The 21,477-nt window shown below is 71.5% G+C and carries 12 protein-coding genes and 1 pseudogene; 1 reads left to right on the top strand and 12 read right to left on the bottom strand.

Annotated elements, in window-relative coordinates; genetic code table 11:
* Nucleotides 1–71: 71 nt before the first annotated feature.
* Nucleotides 72–2,288 (bottom strand): hypothetical protein, encoded by a 2,217-nt coding sequence (locus ACFVFQ_RS30510; RefSeq protein WP_383422207.1) that lies wholly within the window; start codon nt 2,286–2,288, stop codon nt 72–74.
* A 113-nt stretch (nt 2,289–2,401) separates the two neighbouring features.
* Between ACFVFQ_RS30510 and ACFVFQ_RS30515 the strand changes: the two are divergent.
* Nucleotides 2,402–3,599 (top strand): annotated as a pseudogene (locus ACFVFQ_RS30515) (RNA-guided endonuclease InsQ/TnpB family protein); the annotation flags it as partial.
* A 57-nt stretch (nt 3,600–3,656) separates the two neighbouring features.
* On the opposite strand, the gene ACFVFQ_RS30520 reads toward ACFVFQ_RS30515, so the two are convergent.
* The 11 genes from ACFVFQ_RS30520 to ACFVFQ_RS30570 form a co-directional block, all read right to left on the bottom strand.
* Nucleotides 3,657–7,526 (bottom strand): putative baseplate assembly protein, encoded by a 3,870-nt coding sequence (locus ACFVFQ_RS30520; protein WP_383422209.1) that lies wholly within the window; start codon nt 7,524–7,526, stop codon nt 3,657–3,659.
* On the bottom strand, nt 7,523–10,777 hold the full coding sequence (locus tag ACFVFQ_RS30525) for a putative baseplate assembly protein (RefSeq protein ID WP_383422211.1): 3,255 nt from the start codon (nt 10,775–10,777) through the stop codon (nt 7,523–7,525). Before ACFVFQ_RS30525 ends, ACFVFQ_RS30520 begins: the two co-directional genes overlap by 4 nt.
* Entirely contained in the window at nt 10,777–11,169 is a 393-nt protein-coding gene (locus ACFVFQ_RS30530) for a GPW/gp25 family protein (RefSeq protein ID WP_383422213.1), read from the bottom strand. The genes ACFVFQ_RS30525 and ACFVFQ_RS30530 overlap by 1 nt, the downstream gene beginning before the upstream one ends.
* The gene (locus ACFVFQ_RS30535) at nt 11,166–11,513 is read right to left on the bottom strand and encodes a hypothetical protein (protein WP_383422215.1); all 348 of its coding nucleotides are present in this window, start codon (nt 11,511–11,513) and stop codon (nt 11,166–11,168) included. Before ACFVFQ_RS30535 ends, ACFVFQ_RS30530 begins: the two co-directional genes overlap by 4 nt.
* A gap of 59 nt (nt 11,514–11,572) precedes the next feature.
* Complete coding sequence (locus ACFVFQ_RS30540; RefSeq protein WP_383422217.1) at nt 11,573–11,776, bottom strand: hypothetical protein; 204 nt, start codon at nt 11,774–11,776, stop codon at nt 11,573–11,575.
* Nucleotides 11,777–11,875: 99 nt separating this feature from the next.
* Nucleotides 11,876–12,097, bottom strand: a complete 222-nt coding sequence (locus tag ACFVFQ_RS30545) for a phage baseplate assembly protein V (RefSeq protein WP_383422219.1) — start codon at nt 12,095–12,097, stop codon at nt 11,876–11,878.
* Nucleotides 12,098–12,259: 162 nt separating this feature from the next.
* Nucleotides 12,260–13,405, bottom strand: coding sequence for a hypothetical protein (locus ACFVFQ_RS30550; RefSeq protein WP_383422221.1), 1,146 nt, complete (start codon nt 13,403–13,405; stop codon nt 12,260–12,262).
* Entirely contained in the window at nt 13,398–13,781 is a 384-nt protein-coding gene (locus tag ACFVFQ_RS30555; RefSeq protein ID WP_383422223.1) for a hypothetical protein, read from the bottom strand. Before ACFVFQ_RS30555 ends, ACFVFQ_RS30550 begins: the two co-directional genes overlap by 8 nt.
* A 3-nt stretch (nt 13,782–13,784) precedes the next feature.
* Complete coding sequence (locus ACFVFQ_RS30560; RefSeq protein WP_383422225.1) at nt 13,785–14,459, bottom strand: hypothetical protein; 675 nt, start codon at nt 14,457–14,459, stop codon at nt 13,785–13,787.
* Complete coding sequence (locus ACFVFQ_RS30565; protein ID WP_383422227.1) at nt 14,456–15,064, bottom strand: hypothetical protein; 609 nt, start codon at nt 15,062–15,064, stop codon at nt 14,456–14,458. Before ACFVFQ_RS30565 ends, ACFVFQ_RS30560 begins: the two co-directional genes overlap by 4 nt.
* Before the next feature lie 14 nt (nt 15,065–15,078).
* Nucleotides 15,079–21,237, bottom strand: coding sequence for a hypothetical protein (locus ACFVFQ_RS30570; protein WP_383422229.1), 6,159 nt, complete (start codon nt 21,235–21,237; stop codon nt 15,079–15,081).
* Nucleotides 21,238–21,477: the final 240 nt, after the last annotated feature.

Consider the following 21,477-nt stretch of genomic DNA (forward strand, 5'->3'; position numbering starts at 1 on the left):
AGTGTGGGCGGTGGTGGCCAAGGTGTGGGCGGTGGGCCGGAGTTCGGTCGGTTCGTGGTGCGGACGGGGGTTCATGTGACGAACACGATCCCCGCGTCGGTGCCGGCCGGGGTGTACTCCGCGAGCCGGGCCCGCAGGCTGTCCGTGCGCTGCGGGAGGTAGAGGTCGTGGTACGCGCCGAGCTCCCCGCCGTCCTCCGCGCCGCGGCGGATCTCCTCGGGGCAGCTGGTCGCCAACTGCCCGTACCACGGCGTGCCGTAGCGCTCGCTGCGCAGCAGCGGGCGGACCCGGGCGTCCTTGGCGGGGCCGACCAGGTCCGGCTGGCAGCGGTAGCGGCGCGGGGTCCGGGAGCCCGGCGGGAGGTAGCTGAAGCGGACGCAGCCCACCTGCCGCCGGGCCGCGTGCACCAGGCCGGTGAAGAGGCTGTTCTCGGCGATCCGCACCGCGTGCACGTGGACCTCGCCCAGGACCGTGGTCCGGTGCGCGGACAGCTCCGCGTGCGCATGGCGGCAGTCCGGGGCGGACAGCGCCGCGCGGTCGGTGCCGGTGGCGTCCAGGATGGAGTCGCGCAGATGGAGCGGGAGCGGGTCGGTGCCGACCTCGTCGCCGAGCACCTCGATGGTGCCGAGGATGCTCCGGTCGATCTCCACACAGGCCGTGGTGCGATCCAGTACCAGGCTCGGCTCCTCCGGGGAGGCGGGGTGGCACTCCGGCTCCAGCGACCAGCCGGGCACCAGCGTGCAGTGCCGCAGCGCCAACGCCCCCATCGGACCGGTGACGTTGAGGCCGCGCCCGGTGACCAGCAGCCCGTCCAGCTCCATCCGTGGCCGCTCGCCGGGCGCGCACTCCGCCTCCACGGCCCGGATGTTGAGGGCGTCGGGCCGGTTGCTGTACCAGTCCAGCAGCCGGATCACCGGGCGGGTGCCCTCAGCGGCGCGCAGCTGGAGCCGGTCGCCCGGCTCCAGGTCGAAGTCCAACTGCTCCTGGTAGGCGCCGCTGTGGACGATCTCGATGATCCCCTCGGGGGCGCCCCGGCCGGTGCGCCGGTCGTGCCGCCAGGCGGCGAAGGCGTCCATGATCCGCCTAAACGGGGCGTCGGGGCCGACCCGGTAGACGGCCGCGTCCGGCGGGGTGACCCGCCCGTGGCCGCCCGCGCTCGCCAACTCGGCGCGCTCGCGGGCGTATTCGCCGCCGCCGAGGTCGTCCCCGAACCCGTAGTGGTAGTCCACCCAGACGCCCTGCCGCGGCGCCGACCGGGACCCGAACGCGATCCGCCCCAGCTCCGGGTCGACGGCGACCTGCCCGCGCCGGGGCCGGTAGCGCCAGGCGCTCAGGTCGGCGACGACGATGTCGGCGAGCGGGACCGGGTGGTCCGCGTCGTCCGTCCGGAGCACGAAGCTCTTGCCGGGGCCGTAGTAGTCGGCGAGCCGGTCGTGCAGCTGCCGGCGGGTGATCAGCGCCGGGACGTTGTCGAGCGCGGCGAGGTGGGTCGCCGACGGCTCCGGCTCCGGGCGGGTCACCAGGGGGGTGTCGTTGCCCAGGATGGCGAAGGTGTAGAGGTTGCGGGCCCGGTCGATGCAGTACGCCGGCGCCCTCGTCACCGCGTACGGCCTCAGCCGCCAGACGAACAGGCCGACCCCGGCTGGGGAGTAACCGCCCTGCGTGCGCGCGGAGTTGGCGCGGCGGACGTCCACGGTGCGCGGGACGGTGCCGAACGGGCCGCCGGCCAGGTCCAGCGCCGCGCCGTCCCGGACGTCCACCAGCCGGCCGCGCCCGCGCCGCCGCGCGTCGGCGGCCTCGGTCGTCGAGCCGTAGAGCCGCACCGGCTGCTGGTGCGCGACCAGCCGGGAGAACTCCACCGCCCGCGCCGGCCATCCCGCCACCCCCTCGGACAGCTCCTCCAGCAGCGCCAGAGTGCCCTTGCGCCGCCGGTTGCCGACCGTGGCGGCGACATCGCGGCGCGGCGCCAGCGCCTGCGCCAGCCGCCGCCGCGAGGAGTCCGGCAGTCCGCCGTCCCGCAGCCCGGTGGCCAACACCCGCTCATACCCGGGCAGCGGGCGGTAGCCCACCAGGTCGCCGAGGTAGGGCAGCACCCACTCCGCCGCGGTCTCCACGAACCAGTCGTCGTACTGCTGGGCCACCCCGTCCCGGACCCGGTCCACCTGCTCGGCGATCACCGCCAGCAGGGCCCGCAGCGGCTCGCCCTGCGCGGAGTCCTCGGAGTCTCGCAGCCTGAGCCACTGCGGGAGCAGCTCCGCGAGCCCGTCCGGCTCCCTGTTGGTGGTCATCGGGTCTCCTCAAGGTGGCGAATCGGTATCCATCCCATGACGGGGCGAGGGGGGCTACAGGAGGCAGGCGCAGGTGCTCTCAACTGTCAGTCCTCTCAAGTAGTTTCGGGTGCATGACGACAGAGGCGATCGCGGAAGAGGCCGGGTATGCCCGGTACACCTTCCGTGTGCGCCTGCCGACGTCGGCCCGGCGCGCACTCGAAGCCGAGTGGGACCGGTGCCGCTGGGTCTGGAATGAGTGCGTCGCCAAGTCGAAGGCCGTTCACCAGCACAACAGGGCCACTGGCGAGAAGCGGACGTGCGGGCCGGTGCAGCTTGCGGCGATGCTGACCGAGGCACGGGCCCGTACGCCGTGGTTGCGTGCGGGTGCGTGTGTGCCTCAGCAGCAGTTGATCCGTGACTTCGGCAAGTCCCGCGCCAAAGCCTTGAAGGACATCAAGGCCGGTGTGCCGATGCGTCAGCGGGCCGGGATGCCGACGTACAAGAAGAAGCACGAGGCCCGTCCGACGCTCGAATATACGAAGCGCGGGTTCCGCCTGAAAGACGGTCGGCTGCATCTGGCGGGCGGGATCGTGGTGCGTCCGGTGTGGTCGCGGGAGTTGCCCGAACAGCCGAGCTCGGTGCGGGTGTACCAGGACGTCACCGGTGCGTGGTACGCGTCGTTCGTCGTCCCCGCCGTGATCGAGCAACTTCCGGTCACGGGGCGGGTGATCGGGGTGGACTGGGGGGTGAAGGTGATCGCGACCACCACATCCGACGCCCACGACCTCCCGCATCCGCAGCATGGCAAGACGGCCGCGCAGAAGCTTGCTCGCTATCAGCGCATGATGGCCCGTCGCAGGCCGGGGCGTGGGCAGGCCGCTTCGAAGGGGTATCGGGAGGCGAGGCGTCAGACGGCGAAGTTGCACCGGAAGGTGGTCGCTGGGCGGCAGGACAGCGCTCGGAAGTGGGCCAAGGGCGTGGTCCGTGACCACGACGAGATCGCGGTCGAGGACTTCCGCCCGAAGTTCCTGGCAAAGACGACGATGGCGCGTAAGGCCGCGGACGCGGCGATCGGCGCCACCAAGCGCGCTTTGGTCGAGATGGCGCGTAAGCACGGGCGCATCGTGCACCTGGTCAAACCCGCGCACACCACGAGGGATTGCGCACAGTGCGGAGCGAGAGCCAAGCACGCACTACCTCTTTCCGAGAGAACGTATACCTGCACCGCGTGCGGAGCCGTCTCGCCCAGAGACAAGAACTCCGCCCGCGTGATGCTGGTCCGGGCTGGACTTCAACCCGGCTGGCGCTGATCGTGTAAGACCTGTCGGCCCGCCGGGCCGCAGGCGACGTGAGTCAGGAATCCCCTTCGTTTACGAGGGGGAGGAGTCAACGGGTCTCCTCCGTCAGGATCAGCGTGTCCGCGGCCCGCGGGTCGAACAGCGCGAGTTGGGCCGGCCGGACGCCGCGGAAGACGCACAGCGCGCGGCCCTTGGGCAGCGGGCGGGTGTCGGTGAGGTCGGGGTTGAGGCGCAGCAGCTCGGACAGCGGGATGCCGTACCGGGCGGCGACGGCGGTCAGCGTCTGGCCGCCGTCCGCCGTCACCTCGTGGATCCGCTCGTCGAAGCGGGCGAGCCGGGCCGGTACGGACTCCTGCGGCGGCCTGGCCAACGCGTCGGGCAGCGCGGCCAGTTCGTCGGTGGTGACGGAGGCCGGGACGCCGGTGAAGGCGTCCACATCCACATAGTCCACCCCGGGCACCGACTGGGCCGCGGCCAGCACCTCCGACAGCCGGGCCGGCTGCCCCAGCTCCCGGCCGTCGTAGCCGAGCCGTGCCAACAGTGCCCGCCGCACCCGGGGTTCGACCAGCGGCCAGGAGTGGTCCGGCAACACCTTGACCTTCGCCGCGCACAGCAGCAGCACCGGCTCCCGGACGTCCACCCGCACCGGCAACCGGCCGTCGCCGTACTCCGCCAGCGACGCCCGCAGCGCGCGCAACACCTCCGCGTCCGGGGCGATCGGTATGTCGTCCACGCCGGCCACCGTCACATGCAACACCTGCCGCCGTCCGTCGAACACCTCGCGGGCCGCGGCCCGGCCGATGCCCGCCCGGGAGCGCGCGAAGTCCTCGTAGTCCGTCAGCGACACCAGCCGGTCCAGGGCCGAGACCGCCAGCGGGACGGTGCGCCGGGTCAGCGCCGGGCCGTCCGCGTCCGCGCCGCCGGTGGCCGGCTGCGGGTTGGTGACGCCGGTGACGCCCAGCGGGCGGGTGACGGCCTGGGTGATCCGGTCCGCCGCGACGTTGGCGGCCCGGCCGGTGCCGAAGCGGTAGCGGGCCCGGACGTTGTCGTGTCCGCTCGGCAGCCGGGCGCCGTGCACCCCGTCCCCGAACGTCACGGTCGTCCGCCCGCCCCCACTGGAGCCGTCCCCGCCCGTGGTGCCGGTGACATACACCCGCTCATGGGGGCCGCGGCCGGCCAGGCTGTCCACCGGGTGCCAGCGCAGCCCGTCCACCCGGATCTCCAACTCCGGTTCGGCCCCTAGGGGGTTGTCGGCCGGCCGCCAGGTCAACGGGGACTGCCACAGCGCGAAGCTCTGGTTGGCGCGCGCCGCGTCCCCGCTACCGATCGCCTCGTCGCGGCTCTCGCCGTGCGAGGCCGGGACCACGTTGCCCTGCACCCGGACCGACTCCCGCCGGTAGCGGTGCGCCAGGTTCCGGGTCAGGGTGAGCGTGGTGTGCACCCGGTCGCCGGGCAGCTGTGGGTCCAGGGTCTGCGCCACCTCCGCGATCACCGCCAGTTCGGTGCCCCGCATCCCGGTGACACCCGGGATGTCGGTCCGCTCACCCGAGACGACGAGCCGGCGCCCCGGCCGCAACCCCTCGTAGAGCGCGGCCAGTTCGAGCCGGTCGCCGTGCACGTCCTCGCCCACCGGCTCGTCCGCCTGGGTCAGCTCCTGGCCGGCGGCGTGCACGGTGGTGTCCCGGATCGCGTCCAGCGTCACATCGTGCTCGTCCAGCCACGGGTCGGCCAGCGTCAGCAGGGTGCCCCGGCCGGTGATCCCGTATTGGGCGTGCACCGCGGTGCGGACGGCGGTGACCCGGGTGGTGACGAACGCCAGCTTCCGGTCGCCGGGGATGCCGTCCGGGCCGTCCGCGCCCTTGCGGGGCCGCTCGATGGCGACCCAACTGCCCACGGTGATCCCGTCGTAGACCGCATCCAGCGCCAGCGCGTGGCGATCGGCCGGCTTCGGGACCGTCGCGATCGCGATCTCCACGCCCGGCGGCTCCCCGCCGGCCGCCACCCGCACCCGCACCTCGTACGTGCCGTCGGTGACCTGCCGGTGCTCGCCGGGCGCCAACTGCCAGGACTGCGCTGCCCCGTTGGTCACCGAGACATGGATCCGGCCGTCCTCCCCCGGGCGGGAGACGAACAGCGTGCGCTCCGGCAGCCCGGGCAGTAGTCGGGCGGTCACCCCCGCCTCGGGGGCGTCGGCCGTGTGCCGGCCCAGCCAGCTCAGCTCGTGCTCGGGGCCGGTGCGGGTGGACAACTCGACCCGGCCATGGCCCAGTTCGAAGCTGGTGTCGGTCGGCAGGTTCTCCGCCCGCTGCACCGAATTGCCCGTCTCCACGTGCTGGAACTCGGCCCGCACCAGGGCCTTCCCGGCGGTGTCGAAGACCACCCGCACCGTGGTCAGCGCCGCCCCGGTCAGCGGCCAGTCCGCGGTCCTGATGACCCGGCCCCGGTCGTCCTGTACGGGTTTGAGCGGGGCCGTCGCGCCGAACGGGGCGGCGGTGACCCGCATCGCCAACAGGGCGCGCAGCAGCGGCTGGTCACCGGGCTTGCCGGCGCCGACCGCCGGCGGTACAGCGGCCCGTCGCCACGCCGGATAGAGGCCGTCGGCGAGGCGCGGGTCCAGCGCGGCGAGCAGCCGCGCCCCCAGGTCCGCGCCGGCGCCGAAGGCACGCCCGCCGCCCGCGGCGACCTCCCCGGACGCGGACGGCCGGCTCACCACCTGGGTGCGCAGAGCCGGCAACACGGAGGCGAGGGCGGCCAGGGCCGGCGGCACCGGGGGAGCGGTGGTCGGGGTGGTCGACGGCGACCCGGGGGTGTCCGTTCCCGGCGCTGGCGCGTTCGGCAGCACCCCGCCCAACTCGTCGGCCCGTCGCGTCAGTTCGCCCAGCACCGCCTGGAGTTCCTCGAACCACGCGACGACCTCCGGGTACCCGGCCGCCACCGCCTGCGCCTCCGCCAGCCGCTCATGTGGTCCGGCCAGCCGCGCGGCGAACGCCTCCGGGGTGGTGAGCGCGTCCAGGTCCTTGCGCAGCGGCGCCAGCACCTGCGCGTCGAAGTCGGCGACGAAGCGGCTGACCGGGCGCGGATTGGGCGCCTGCGGCGTGGCCGGCGGCGGGTAGTCCGGGTCGTCGGGGTCCGTTGCCAGGGGAGGCTCGGTGATCCAGGCCCGCAGCTCGGTGAGCAGCTCCGGCAGCGACGCGGGTGCCGCCTTCGGCAGTCCCACCCGGGTCACGTCCTCGGTGCGGTCCGGCCGCACCGACGCCGCCGACAGCAGCACCCGCCGCGCCCCGAAGTCGAACAGCAGCCGGTCCCCGACGGTCAGCCCGGTGGCGGTCCCCGCGACCAGCAACTCCGGCCGGGACGCCAGGTCGTCGGGGGTCAGCAGCGCGGGCCGCCGCTGCCGCACCGCCAGCTCGTTCCACGCCCAGCGCGCCGTCAGCTCCTCGTCGGTCTCGAAGGTCTGCGACTCCTCGTCGGAACCCGCCGGCACGCTGTGGCTGCGCGCCCCGCGCGGGACGACCACCGGCAGGTCCCCGGCCCGCGGGTCGCGGTCCAGGGTGTAGGCGAGGTGGGTGTCGGCGGCGACCCCGGGCCGCGGCCGGTGCCCCACCAGCCGGCCCAGCAGTGCCAGCGAACGGTGCTCGTTGGCGGTCCGCAGGTACCCCTCGTCGGCGATCCGCTCGCCGTGGAACGTCAGCAGGTCGCCGAGGACCGCCCAGGCGTCCAGCAGCCCGACGGACGGGTCGTCGGGGGTGCGGACGGTCAGCCCGCGCAGCGCCGGATAGGCCGGCGACGCCAGCCGGTCCAGCATCGCGGCCAGGAACGAACCGTGGTCCCCCACCCGGTAGTTGAGGGCGGTGCGGCCCGGCGGATTGTAGGGCGCGGGATCGGCCCGCCGCTCGTCGTGCCCGCCGCCGCCACACCCGCACCGGCAGCCGGTGCCCGTCGTCTCGTGCTCCGTCATCGCCCACCCCCGAGCTCGATGACCAGCCGGCCGTTCTCGGGCCGGTCCGGGTCGTTGTCACAGCGGGCGATCTCCAGCGGCCCCAGCCGCAACACCCCCGCCTCCCGCTCCCCGCGGTCCTCGTGGAACATCCGGCGCAGCCGGTCCACCCCCACGCTCCGTACGCCCGGCACCGCCGCGGCCACCGCCACCAGCCGGCTCAGCCGGACCGGCTCCCCGAACGTCAGCGCGTCCGGATGGAAGAAGCCCAGCCGCCCGCCGGGCAGCGCCCGGCCGCCCAGCACCCGGTACAACTCGGCCAGGATCTGCCCGTGTTGGTGCCCCGGCTCGGCACACACCGTCAACGCGATGTCCAGCGGCACCCACCGCGCCGGCTGCACCACCAGGTCGTGCCCGATCCTGCGGTAGCCCTCCAGCGCGTATCCGACCCCGTCCAGGAACTCCGGGCTCGGCTCCGGTGTCCCGTAGGCGTCGATCGCCACCCGGGCCTCCTGGAGGGCACCGGTCCAACGGATCTGGGCCGCCGCCCGTTGGACGCCCGGCAGTTCGGCCGCCAGCGCCGCGTAGTCCTGTGCGGTCACCGCCCGCAGCCGGGTCCGCTTCAGGTCCAGCGGCGCCAACTGGCGCACCTGCTCAAGCGGTTCGGGACCGGTGCCACCCACCGCGGGCAGCGGATTGCGAACCCCGACGAGGGGCAGGGGCTCCGCGGCATCGGACTCCTCCGGGGCGCGCCGCAGCACCAGATGGCCGATCGCCTCCGCGCCGACGTTGCCGGCCGGGCCGCCGCCGATCCGGTAGTGGACGGCGAGCCGGGCGCCGGGCGTCGGCCGGGCCCCGTACCGCCCGTCGCCGAACCGCAGCGCCAGCCGCCCGTCGTCGCCCAACTCCCCGACGACATGCCGGTTGCGGGGCCCGCTGCGCAGCAGATCGCGGCGCGGGAGCCACCCGGGCCCGTCCTCCTCGCCGCCCGGGGAGACCTCCGTCAGGCGGACCGCCGGCAGGGCCTCCCGCGGGTCCTGGTGGACCGCGGCGGCCGGGCCGTGCAGCACCGGCTCGTCCGGGTCCAGCCCGGCGGCGTACGGCGCGCCCCAGGTGTGCGCGATCTCCCACGCGGTCCGTGCGTCCAGCACCGTCCCGGCCCGCGCCCGCGCGCTCAGCACCGCGAGCCGGCGCAGCTTGCCGTCCAACAGGTGCGGGCTGCGGTGCAGCAACTCCCGCAGCGCCCGCACCGGATGCCGGGCCAGCTCCAGCTCCTCCAGCAGCCGCAGCCCGAACAACACGGCCAGCTCGGCGACCTCCGCCTCGTCCAACCCGTCCCGGTCCCGGGCGCTGCGCCACAGCTCCACCAGCCGCGCCCGCACCCGCTCCGGGACCGCCGCCAGGTGCACCGCCTGCCCGGCCGCGATGTGCCGCGGCTGCGGGAACGGCACCGCCTGGACGACCGGTGCGCGCCCCAACACCGGCCGGAAGCGCGGCGCGATCCCCGGATACACCGACTGCGCCAGCAGCGTCCGCACCGCCGCGGCCTGCGCATACGCCGTCCCGGGCGTCACCTGCTCGGCCCGCAGCCCGGCCGAGGTGAGCCCGATACCGGCCCGCTCGGCGGCCTCCTCGCCCACCGCGGTGAACAGCCGCCTCACGTCGTCGGGCGTCAACTCCCGCCCGCTCTCGGCGCGTTCGACCAGCTCGCCGAGCAGCCGCGCGACGTCGTTGCCACCACGCTCGCCATGCCAGCCGTCCGAGCAGCCGAAGGCCGGCGGGTCACAGGAGGAGAGGACGGCGGGCACGGGGGGCACGGTGACGGTCTCGGGGGCGCCCTCGGGCAGGCCCCCTGCGCCCTCTTCACCTTCCTCGCCCAGGGTCTGGCCGTGGTCCACCAGCAGCACGTTTCCGCGCGCCACGCTGACGTCCTCGACGGGTGCGCAGTCCCGGCCGTCGAGGGTGGACAGCCGCAGCGGGAACGTCAGCGCGTCCTGCGGACCCCAGGCGACCTCCAGTACGGGCTGCCCCAGCAGGTGATCGACGGCCGGGGTGACGGACGTCAGCCGCACCACCTGCCGGTGCGTCGGGTCCTGATCGCCGGGCGTGCCGGTCCGCGGGCCCTTCACCTCCTCGAAGAGCAGCAGGTCCCCGGCGGCCAGCGCCAACTGCCGCCGCCCGCCGTCCTCGTCGACCCAGCCGTCGGTGAGGGTGGCGCGCGTCGCGCCCTTCGGCAGCCCGCACACCTCCCCGCCCCACGTCCACAGCCGGACGGTGTTGTGCTGCGGCAGCAGCGTCAGCGGCGCGTGACGCACCACCGGTTCGAAGACCTCCAGCGAGCCGCGCTCGGCCAGCACCGCCAACTCCCCGTCGTCGAGCACCGTCCCGAGCTCCGGCCGGTCCCGCGGGCCGTAGCTGCGGTAGTCGACGGCGGCGAAGCGGAACGAGCCCGGCGGCAGCGTCAGCGGCGCCACCGCCGTAAGCGCCACGAACGCCCGCGCCGTGCACCCGTCGTGCATCGGGTAGTCGATCAGCCGCACGTGCCGCCGCACCGACACCCGGCTCCGCGCGGTGTCCAGATACGCCTCGGTCGCCACCGCGTCCTGCTGGTAGCTGATCTGGTCCGCGGTGTACGCGAGCAGCTCGACCAGCGTCGTCCCGAGGTCGGCCGGGTTGCGCTCCACCCACTCCGGGCAGGTCAGCCGCAGCCGGTCCAGGACGACCTGCCGGAGGGTGGCGTAGTCCCGGGCGGTGTAGTCGATGACGGGGGTGGGGGAGGAGGCGGGGGAGCGGAGCGCGTCCGGTGGGCCCCCGGGGCCGGGGACGCTGCGCCCGTCCGTGCCTCCGGCCCCGTCCGCGCAGTCGAACGGCGTCGGGCAGTTCGGCCGGAACGAGAACTCCGCGGAGAAGTACCGCTGGTCGAAGCCGGGGAACGGTGCGCTGCCCGGCCGCCCGTACGGGTCGGTCTCCACCACCGACAGCCGGTACGGCGAGAAGTCGCCGGCCCGGTCCAGCACCACCACCAGCCGGTCGTCGAGCTCGGGGTCCTCCTCCCGCTCGACCGTGATCTCCAGCGCCTCGATGCCGGTGATCCGCCGCCCGCCGTCGATCCGCACGTTCTCCGGGCGCAGCCCGTGCGGGGCCTTGCCGAGGAAGGTGACGGTCAGCGTCCGCCCGTCCTCGGAGACCTCCACCTCGTCCACGCCGTTGCGCCGAGCCCGGCGTATCCGCTCCCGCCGGCTCACCCCGGCCGTCCACGCGGCGCCGCTCATCACGCCACCCCCCGTCCCTCGAAGACCTCGTCGCGACGGCTGGCGGTGGCGCGCACCACGTACTGGAGGTACACCCGCACCACGTTCTCCTCGCTCACCACGTCCAGCGACGCCACCTCGATCAGCTCGCCCAGCCAGCGCTGGAGCGCCGCCTGCACGGACAGCTCGACGGCCGAGGCCAACTCCGGGCTGTTCGGCGTGAAGACCAGGTCCAGCAGCCCGCACCCGAAGTCCGGCCGCATCACCCGCTCGCCGGGGCTGGTGAACAGCAACTGCTCGATCAGGTCCCGGACATGCGCGTCATGGCGGGCGTGCGCGGTCCGCCCCCGCCGGTCCACCCGGTACGGAAACGCCAGGTCCGTGCGGTGCAGCTGCCCCGCTGCCGCCCTCATCGGCTCGTCACCCCCTCACAACCGCCCCACCGGCCCCCGCCGACGGACGTCACCACCGGTGGGCCCTGCGGCACCAGCCCGGCGCTGAAACACATCGCCGCCGACGAATCCAGCAGCACCGGCACCCCGTCGACGCACACCTGCCCGCCACTGCCACCGCCGCCGTCGGCGGTCCACCGCACGCTGACGCAGGGCTGCGGCCGCCCCGCCACGACGTGCGTGCACCCGCTGACGGTGAACAGCGCCGCGGCGGTCGCCACCGGCGCACCGTCGATCCGCACCGCGCCCGCGCCGTCGCCGCCGGCCGGGACCGGCACCACCAGCCCCCCGTGCGGACATCCCATGACCACTCCGCCATGGAGGACGTTTCCGCTCGCCATCTGCCCTGCCTCCCCCGCTCCCGTCAGTGCTTCTTCGGCACGGTCAACCGACCGTCGTTCAGGTCGACTTGCTCCCCGGTCAACGAGACCGAGGCCCCGTGCCCGTTGGTGATGTGGACGCCCGTGGCATCGATCCGCACGGAGGCGCCGCCCGGCGCCTCCAACACAATCCCCTCGGTGGGCACGTCCGAGAGCACGATCTTGTGTTTCCCCGGGGTCTGGATCACCACCGGATGCGAAATCGCCGGGTCCTTCTGCGCGTCCTCCGGCAATTCCTCCCGCCGCCCGTACCAACACCCCACCCACACCGGGAAACTGGGGTCTCCCTACTCGAACTCCACCCACACCCCGGCCCCGACCGACGGCACCACCACCTGGCCGGCCCGCTCGCCGGAGAACGGAAAGCACGGCAACGCCCAGGTGGACACCTCATCGCCCAACACGTCCGGGACCTGGACCCTCAACCGCCCGATTCCCATCGGGTCGTCATTGGCCGCCACCCGGCCCCGGAATTTGCCGAGGAAGCGGTTGTTCGGTGCACCGGCCATGCGCGACTTCTCTCCTTGACGGCGATTGCGGCGTTATCGGTGGTTACGGCGTTATCGGTGGTACGGCGATTTCGGTGGCTGCGGCGATATCGGTGGTTGCGCGTGGGTGAGGGGGCTGGGATGGTGCCGCCTTGCGGCGGACGGGGAGGGCGGGGCGGGGGACTAGGGCCGCACGGTGCCGCGGCGGGCGATCAACCCCTCCCTCGACAGCGTGAAATTCTGGAGGTAGGAGCCGATCCGCAGATTGTGCGTCACGCTCTTCACGTAGTAGTCCCCGTCGTAGGTGACCCCGGCGCCGCGCACCCCCACCAACTCCCGTGGCCGCAGCACATATCCGTGCCGGGTCACATCCAGTGAACCCGAGCCCGAGATGGCGTCCGCACTGGTGGCGGCCCGCCCCAATGCCTCGGCCCTCGCCGACCCCTCGTCCATCTTCGCCGTCCCGCTCAGCGTCTTCCGCTTGAGCGCCGGCGACCCCCGCAATCCCAACGGCGGTCGCAGCGGGCTGATATCGGGCGGCGCGAGCAGGGGAGCGCGCCGCGTCACGGGATCCTGCACCCGGGCCTGCGGCTCTTCCCTGGCCGTCCCGTCATACGCGAACGTGAGCTGATCGACCGTCGAATTCGCATCCATATTCACGTTCAGGGCGTGCTGCCGCTGCCCAAGCCGCTGCTCCGGTCCCCAGAACGCCGTCGAACGCCCGGGCACCGGCCCAGGCTCCAGATAGAACGTGTAACCGTTGGCCCGCGCAAGGTCGTTCACATACTGGAGATCCGTCCCGGTCTGGTAGTCGACCCGCAGCTGTTCCCGCGGTGGCTGCGGAATCTGCTCCCGAATGATCCGCGCATCGATGCCGTAGTCGGCGTACTTGGACAGAATTCGCTCAACCCGCTGCGAGGGCGCCAGATTTGGATACCGGTCCGTCCGCTCCTCCAGATCCATCAACAGCGACAGATCCTCCCCGGTGAGGGTCAGTGTGCTCTGCCCGGGATGGTTACTGCTGCCCACCTCGTGCCGCACGATGACCCCGTCCAGCAACACCACCGGCGTCCCCTTGAGGGAAACGGCGACGATGACCCTGGTCTTCGGATCGAAAAACCCCTCCGGCAACAGCCGCTCGACGATCGCGCCCTTCTTCGTCAAGTCAAAGGCCAGTTGAAACCCGCTCCGCTCCCCCGCCGTACTGGTGATCTGCGCCGACAACAGCGCCTCCATCACCTCCTGAGGCACCGGCCGCGCCAACTTGGGCCCCATATAAAGCGATACGTGAAGAGGCCCCCGCCCGACCGGCTCGTCCCCCTCAGTCATGCCGCACCCCCGCCCCGCCGGCCCCCTGGGCGAATCCACCGGGCAGCGGCACCGCTATCTCCACCCCGGGCTCCGCCGTCAACTCCCGCGGATCCAACACCGGATTGGCATCCGCGATCCGCCACCACTGCCCCGGATCCCCGAAATACCGCTGCCCGAGCTGGTCGACCCGCTCCCCGCTGCTGACGACATGCGGCACGGTCTCGTCGTCCGCATCCGGCAGGGCCGGCAACAACCTCCGCATCGCATACCGCACTTCACCCCCATCGGGCAGTACATGCACCCCTATCCCAATCCCCGCATACCGACTGCTGCGCGGATACGGATGCGCCCCCGGCACCTCGTCCAACGCGCTCTCATACGGCTCGATGCCCATGCCTCAGATCCCCCTCCCCAGCCCCAACTGCGCCAACGTCCCGCCCCGCGCCCGGCGCGCCAACTGCTCCTTCTGCGCCAGGTGCGCGAGATAGAGCGCCGCCCCGGGATGCCCGGCCGGCAAATCACTCACCGTCAACACCTTCAACCCGACACTCAACGAGGCCCGAATCGGATTCAGATTCACATCGAACGCCGACTCATTGACCGACAACTCCGTCAACCGCACCGGCATGACCCGCTTGCTGCCCCACGTGAACAACGTCAACGGCGTCTCGATCGGGCTGATTTCAATGGTCCCCTTCTTCGTCAACTTCGACGCCGCCAGGAGCTGCGCGGTGGTGGGCTGCACCAACATCTCCAGCACCGCCAACTCCGGATGAATCCCCTCCGGCGCCGCCACATCGAGCTGATCGGTCGCGTCGATCTCCGCCGTGAACTTCCACGTCTCCTGCGCCGGCCCCTTCAGCCGCAACGCCTCATTCCGATCCCCACCACCACTCCCACCCCCGCCCCCACCGGCATCCCCCTCACCCCCGGCAGCCTGCGGCGCCACCTGCCGCTCCAACGTATCGGGATTGAACTGCAACACAATGATCCGCTGCGGCACCCCAATCTGAGCATCAACCACAACAATCCCGGCCCGAATGGGCTTGGGGATGTCTGCATAGGTGATCATTGGCTCGTGACTCCCGACTCTCGGTAGATTTCGATCGTGTCCGCCGCGACGCTCTGCAGGATCGGCTCAGGATCCTCGTCCTTCATCCGCTCCATCAATGGAATGAACTGAGGCCACAGCGCGAATCGAGTCGCCCAGATTGCGGCGTTTCGGACTGTTGGGTGGGGGTGCCTAAAACCACCCTCAAGAAGGGTGAAAACCCGCTCCTCGTAATCTTTCGGTGCGCCCATCCCCAAACGTACGAGCGCGATGGCCCGTTGTTTCTCCGTAGCGGCTTCAGTCGCATCTGACGAGAGTTCATCGAGGCTGCAAAAGTCGAGGGTATCGACGAGGAACTCCAGCACGCCGACTGCTCTGGCGATCGCGTCCGGCGTGCTGGAGACATAGACCGACCTGCTCCTTGTGGGGCCGTCGGTGACAAGGTGCACGAATACCTGTTCGCGTGGACTCCAGACCGTCTCCTGGACGTGCTCAGATGCCGCGAGCTCGGCATTGTCGCGGATGAACTGCCAGTTGAGGGTGTGCGAGACGTCCATGAGTTTCTGTGCGGCCTCGTCGTCACGCAGCACGAGCGGGCGCTCGATGAATTTCGTTTGTTCTGTCATGGTCTCAACCTTACTCAGGGAAGTCTCCGCATGCCGAACAGCAGGCGTTGGATTCTCTGGAGATAGGCTGCATAGAATCTCCTGCCGTTCTCCTTGTTCTTCACCATGGTCTGATCGGCCAGATATTCGTTGAGAATGGTCTGCGCCCTCTCGACGTAGTTCTTCATCGTGTTGCTGCTGAAGTGGAAGTCGTTGAGTTGGAGATTGCCGTTGGCGGCAATGTGGTGTCCCAGATTTTCCAACATGTGGTTGCGTGTCCGCGCCCCGTTGAGCACCTGACTGGAGAGTATTTGCTCCACGTGCTTCTTCTCTATGCCAAGCCCTTCCGAGAGCGCGTGCATCATGGCGAGGCGGTTGCGCAGGTCCTGGTCGGGGATGTTGCGCAGGAAGCTGGGGTAGGGCCTGAATCCCCTTTTCGGCAGGATTCGACCAGGAATGTCGAGCGCGCGGAAAACCTCTTCTGGCTTCATCGTCGTGGGATCGAAGGACTGTCGCCGATACTGCGAGTCCCCGATGATCTGCCACATGCGCGTCATGTACGCGACCTCGCGCCCGCGGTGCTGAGCTTCGCCCTGAATCATGGGTAGCTTGCTCAGCAGTTTGGTGAGCGGTGCTTTGCCCTGGGCAGCCAGCTGGACGGCCATGAGGTTAAGGGCCAGCGAAGGATGGCTGCGGTATGCCTCAAGGCCGGACAGCAGTGACGACAGGAGCCGGGACTTGCTCCGTGCGTCCGGCGGCAGATTTCTCATGCGACCAGGGTCGCCGTATATTCCCGCCTCCACCGCGTGTGCGAAGTCTTGCTGGGAGACCGAAGGGTGCTGCTCGATGAAATTGAACATCTGTGGGTACTTTTCGGCCCTTCCGGCCGACTGTGTCCCTTCGAAGAAGAACCGGTTGCTCTGGTACCCGGAGGCTTGGCGGCTGGTCACCGTGCTGCCTTCGGGGAAATTGTAAGAAGTTATGTCGTTTTTCAGCTGATCCGGCCCGTCTGAAAGGTTCGCGAGGAAATGTGCCGGGTTTCCGGTGGCTCCGGTTATTGTGGCGGCAGGGAGGTGCGGAGGTGAGGTTCTCTGTGCCTGCATGCTGCGCATGGCCATTTTTTCGAGATCTTCCATGACGACCAGCGAGTCCACCGTCACCCCATTGATGACGATTTCCTGAGGGTTCAGGCGCGCAACGATCTCGAATGGCGACTTATTGTGTATGCCGAGTTCTGTTAGACGGTGCCAGGCGCGCATACCGGTGAGCACGCCCTGCATGGTGAGCCGACGGATTCCGCTACCGAGTAGGCGGTCGAGTTGTGGGCGGATCCTCGTCACGATCTTGTGCAGCCGCGCTTCCTTTGAATCCTTCTTTTTCTCGTCTTCCTTCTTCTTGTCCTTCTTGGCGTCCTTGTCCTTGCCGGGCTTCTTGTCGTTGGGCTTGTCGTGGTGCGGCTTGTGGGGGCCCTTCTCGTCCGGATGGTGTTTGGGGGGCTTGCCTTCGCCCTCGTGGGGCTTGGGCTTCTTGGGGGCGTGCGGGTCGTGTTCCTTGTCTGGGTGGTGGTTGGGCTTCTTGGGGTCGTGGTCCGGGTGTTTTTCGTTGGGCTTGTGGGGGTGGTTGGGTTCCTTGTCGGGCTTGGGCTTGGGCTTGGTTGGGGGGTGTTCGCCGGGCTTGTCCTTGGGCTTGGGCTGTGAAGTGGGGTCTTCCTTGGGCTTGTTGGGGGAGTGGGGTTCTTCCTTGGGTTTGGTGCCGGGCTTGTCGTCCTCTTTGGGGGTGCGCCCCGGCTTCTCGTCCTCCTTGGGCTTGGGGCCCGGCTTGTCGTCTTCCTTGGGTTTGGAGGTTGGCTTTTCGTTGTCCTTGGGCCTGGTGGGGGAGTCCTCCTTGGGCTTGGGTTTGGGCTCTGGTTCGGGTTTGGGCTTGGGTTTGGCGGGTGGGGTGGGGCGGGTGTCGGGTTTTTCGTCGGGGTTCTTGGGCTTGCCGTTCTTGTCGTTGGCGGTGGGTTTGGCGGGCTTCTTGGGGTCTTCGGTGGGGGACTTGGGCCTGTCGGGGGTTGGCCTGTCCGGGGTTGGCTTGTCCGGGGTTTCGCCGGGCTTGTGGGTGGGTTCGGTCGTGCCGGGGCGGTCCCCGGGCCTCGTGGTGTTCGGCCGCTCGCCCGGCTTGGGCTCGCGGGGCTCGGTGGCCCTCGGGCGGGTTGCCGGGGCTCCGGGGGACTTCGGGGCGGGTTCCCTGGAGGGTTCTTCGGAGCGGGGGGTGCGGCCGCCGGAGCCCTCGCCGGCGGCGCCCCGCGGGCGGTCGCGGCCCCCGCGGCCGAAGACGCCCTTGCCGAGCCGGGCCGCCACGCCCTTGAGGCGTTGGCCGACCTTGGCGACGTACTTGCCGATGCCGTTCAGGAGCCACTGGTAGAGGACTTCGAGGAGGGCCACCACGCCGGAGGCCACGGCCTTGGCGAAGAGGATGCCGGCGCCGCCCGTGCGGACCGCCTTCAGCCAGGCGAGGACCATGGACAGCGCCCGCAGGATCGCGCTCAGCGCGCCCCAGGCCGTGCGGATGGCGTCGATCACGCCCATCACCCAGCCCGCGCCCGGAATCAGCTTGGCCACGACCTTGGTCATGACCAGTTCGCCGATGATGAGGGGGAGTTGGGGAAGGACGGCGTTCCAGGTTTCCTGGACGATGTCGTCGAGTTTGAAGCCGCCGTTGAGGAGCTTTTCGAGGATGGCCTTGGGAACGCCGAGGATCTCCTGGATCTTCTCCTTGAACCACTGTTTGACGGCGGTGGAGATCTCGGCGAAGAGGTGGTTCTTGGCGCCGTCCACGGCGGAGTTCTTGGCGCCGCTGAGCCAACCGCCCGGGTCGGAGAGGAAGTCGACCGCGATCAGCATCCATTCGCCGAGCGCGCTGAGCAGCTTCGAGGCGAAGTCCAGGACCGCCTTGATGGCCGCCTTGACCTGTTTGACGGCCTCTTCGAGGACCTGCTTGAGGATGTTGAGGATGCCGCTGAGGAGTTTCCCGATGGCGTCGAGGAGGTCGCTCAGCGCCTTCTTCAGCATCGTCGCGAGCTTGTTGACCAGGGCGATGGCGGCCGAGATGAGGTCGGTGATCAACTTGCGGATGCGCAGCGCGAGTTCGATGACCGCGCGGACCATGGCCTTCGCGAACTCGATCAGATCGTTGATCAGGGTCTTGATGGCGTCCGCGATGAACTGGCGCGCCTCGTTGATCCAGCGCTCGACCGTCTCCTTGAAGTGCCTGATGAAACCGACGACGGCCTCGCGGGCCCGTTTGATGATGTCGACGATCGCGTTCTTGATCTCGATGACTTTTTGCTTGATCCAGTCGAACGCCTTGGTAAGCCAGTTGCCGGACTCATTGACGCTGTCGTCGCGCTTCTTGTTCGCGTCGTTCTCGGCCTGGGTGTTCTTGTCCTGGATCTTCTTGTCGCCGTCGTCCTTCTCCTTGGTGGAGTCCTTGTCGGTCTTCTCCTCCTTGTCCTTGACGTCCTTGCGGACCTTGTCGTGCCGGTCGGACTTCTTGTCGCCGAGCTTCTTGAGTTCCTGGTCCTGCTCCTTGCGCCAGTCGGAGCGGTGGTCGGTGACCTCGGACATCGCCTTCTGGCGCTCGTCCGCCTGGCTCTTGGTGTTGCCCTGGATCTCGGCGTCGACCTGCTTCTTGTGCCTCTCCTGGGAGTCGCGGAAGTCCTGGTCCTTCTTCTGCCGGCCCTTGGACATGCTCTTCTGGCCGTCGCCGAACGCGGCCTGGAACTGCGCGCCCCGATCGTGCTCCGCCACCTCGGAGGCCGCCTCGGGCGGCACCGCCCCGGTGTTGGCCCCGCCCGGCTGGGTGGCGCCCCCGCCCCCTTGCGGGCCGGGCACCTTGGCGGCCATCCGCTCCTTGGGCGCGTTCGGGTAGACCTGGTTCTCACCCATCGGCCGGCCCGCGTCGTCCCGGCCCGTGGCGACGGTGGTCTGTCCCTTGGTGTCGACGGCGCCGCCCTGCTCGTCGGCCTTCGCGCCGGCGGCGCCCTGCATCTGCACGCCCGGCGCGTTGCCCGCCTGGGCCTTCTTGAGCGCCTCGTCCTTCGTCGGCAACCCGGCGAACTTGGCGGCCAACTCCTGCTTGTCCACCTTGAAGCCGAGCTTCTCCGCCACCCACCCGATGCCGAAGCCCAGGGCCATCTTGAACGTCTGCCAGCCGCCCGGCTCCTCGGCCTTCTCCGCCTCGATCTGCCCCTCGGGCTCCTTGGCGCCGGTGACCTCGGCCTTGTCCGCCGCGGGCGCCTGGCTCTGCTGCGCCGGGCTCTGGTCGTACTGGGCCGGGGCGTCGGCCTTCGGCTTGCCCTGGAGGGTCTCTGGCGCACCCGCCGGTCGCTGCATCGAGGGCGGCGCCGCGGCCAGCGCCTTGTGCTCGTCGCCGACCGTGCGGTCCACCGCACCGCCCACCCCGCCCATCGCCTCAAACGCCTTGTGGGGCTTGAGCTTTGACGCGGTCGCCAGGCCGGCCTCGGGGGAGACGTTCGAGAGGTTCGGCGTCGGCCCGGAGTCCTTCGTGGCCTTCTTGACGGGCACGGCCGCGCCCCCACCGCCCCCCGCGCCCTTGGGGGCCGGCGCCGGCCGGGCGGCCGCGGCGGGCGGCGCCTTCTCGGCCTGGGGGACCTCCGCCTTGGGCGTGGGCGCGGCGGCCGTCTGGGGCTGCGCCGGGGCGGCGGCCGGCTCCGCGCCGCCCTTCGCACCGTCAGGAGTTCCCTTCCCGCCCTCCGATGCCCCCTGCTGCGCCGGCCTCTCCGTACGGGGCTCCGGGCCCCCGCCGCCCGCGGGTTCGCGCTGCGCCCCGGCCGCCGCGTCGGCGCTGGCGCCGCCCGAGGTGTCCGCGTTGGACCCGCCGGAGACATGGCTGTCCCGCGCCGGCGCGGACGACTGGGCGCCGCCCGACGGCTCGTTGGCGCCCGCCGGCGCCGCGCCGGACGCGCCCGCCGACGGTGCGGACGCGCCCGACGGTGACGCCTCGGGCTTACCCGTCGCCTCCGCCCTCGCCCGCTCCCCGCCACCGGCGGACGGGGCCGAGGCCGCCCCGCCCTCCGCGGACTTGGCGCCCGCCGCCTGCGGGGACCCCTTCTCCTGCCCGGCCCCCGACCGGTCGCCCGCGGCCGGCGTGCCCTGCTCCTCCTTGGTCGCCTGCTCCTTGGCCCGGCCGCCGCCCTCCGGCCCGCCCGGCGCCTGCTCCACGGACACCTGGGCGGCAACGGGGCCGGCCTTCGGATCGGCGCCCTGCTGTGGGTCCTTCGACGCGGCGCCCGGGGACGTCCGCGCCCCGGCGGCCCGTTCCGGCGCGAGCGCCTCCCCGCCGGGCCCCGCCCCGTCCGGGCGGTCGGCGTCGGCCGACGACCCCGCCCCGGCCGACGGCTCGTCGACCTCCTCCTCGGGTTCGGCCTCCGCCGCGTCCTCGGCGTCCTCCGCGTCCCGCTCCGCCTGCACCGTGTCGGCCTTGGTCACCGGCGGGGCCGGGAACGACGGGGTGGCCGGGGCGGCGGACGCGGACGGGTCCAGCTTGTCCGCGGTCGGCACGGCCGCCACGTCGAGGTCCTGGGCGGGCAGGTAGTCGTCCGGGTGCAGCGTGACGTCCCAGGCGCTCGGCTCACCGCCGCCCACGTCCACCTCGGACTCGCTGCCGGCCCCGAACGGATCCTCGTCGACCTTCTCCTGCGGCCCTTCGAGATCCTGGGTGCGCACGCCGTCCAACGTGCTGACCGCGCCGGGCTGTTGCGCCTCGGGCCGGGCGGTCGACGGGGTGCCCGCCGGCTGCCCCTGCCCCCGCTTGTCCGCGGGGTTGAGCTGTTTCCCCGCCACCTGGGCATCGACCGCGCCCGGGCGGTTCTTGGCCGCGGACTCCTCCTTGCTGGCCACCGGGGTGCCGGCGCTCTCGGTGCCCTCCCTGCCGTCGGCCCCGGCACCCTTCTTCTCGCCCCGGCCGCCGGTCTGTTGGCCGTTGTCGCGGGTCCCGGCGGGCGACCCGCCGCCGGCGGCGGGCCGCGTGCCGGCGGCGGGCTTCGCCTCAGCAGCGGACTTCGCTTCGGCAGCGGGCTTCCCGTCGGCGGACGCGGTCCCCGACGCCTGCGGCGCGGACGAAGACCCGGGCGCGCCGCCCTGTTGCTGTTCCTGCCGGTCGCCCCGCCCCGCGTCCCCGTCCTCCGCCACCGGCCCGCCCGGTGCCGCCCCGCCCCGCGGAGTGGTCCCGTCCTCCCGGTCCCCGCCGTTTCGCGGGGTGCTCCCGGCCGCGCCCGCCGCCTGGGCCTCCTCCTTCTCCGGCCCCGGCGCCAGCCCCGGCTTCTGCTCCCGCAGCTTTTTGCGCGCACTCTCCGTGTCCCGAGTCGACGTGTTGCGGGTGGAGTGCGTCCGGCAGCGGAGGTTCAGGACGGCCTCAGCGGTGTGATGTCT

Origin of the sequence: Streptomyces sp. NPDC057743 (assembly GCF_042798755.1) — a bacterium.
Lineage (GTDB): Bacteria > Actinomycetota > Actinomycetes > Streptomycetales > Streptomycetaceae > Streptomyces.

Coding starts and splice junctions, on each gene's coding strand:
- ACFVFQ_RS30550 (WP_383422221.1), bottom strand. CDS start 13,405: ATGACTGAGGGGGACGAGCCGGTCGGGCGGGGGCCTCTTCACGTATCG.
- ACFVFQ_RS30545 (WP_383422219.1), bottom strand. CDS start 12,097: ATGGCCGGTGCACCGAACAACCGCTTCCTCGGCAAATTCCGGGGCCGG.
- ACFVFQ_RS30530 (WP_383422213.1), bottom strand. CDS start 11,169: ATGAGGGCGGCAGCGGGGCAGCTGCACCGCACGGACCTGGCGTTTCCG.
- ACFVFQ_RS30520 (WP_383422209.1), bottom strand. CDS start 7,526: ATGACGGAGCACGAGACGACGGGCACCGGCTGCCGGTGCGGGTGTGGC.
- ACFVFQ_RS30565 (WP_383422227.1), bottom strand. CDS start 15,064: ATGACAGAACAAACGAAATTCATCGAGCGCCCGCTCGTGCTGCGTGAC.
- ACFVFQ_RS30510 (WP_383422207.1), bottom strand. CDS start 2,288: ATGACCACCAACAGGGAGCCGGACGGGCTCGCGGAGCTGCTCCCGCAG.
- ACFVFQ_RS30555 (WP_383422223.1), bottom strand. CDS start 13,781: ATGGGCATCGAGCCGTATGAGAGCGCGTTGGACGAGGTGCCGGGGGCG.
- ACFVFQ_RS30560 (WP_383422225.1), bottom strand. CDS start 14,459: ATGATCACCTATGCAGACATCCCCAAGCCCATTCGGGCCGGGATTGTT.
- ACFVFQ_RS30525 (WP_383422211.1), bottom strand. CDS start 10,777: ATGAGCGGCGCCGCGTGGACGGCCGGGGTGAGCCGGCGGGAGCGGATA.
- ACFVFQ_RS30535 (WP_383422215.1), bottom strand. CDS start 11,513: ATGGGATGTCCGCACGGGGGGCTGGTGGTGCCGGTCCCGGCCGGCGGC.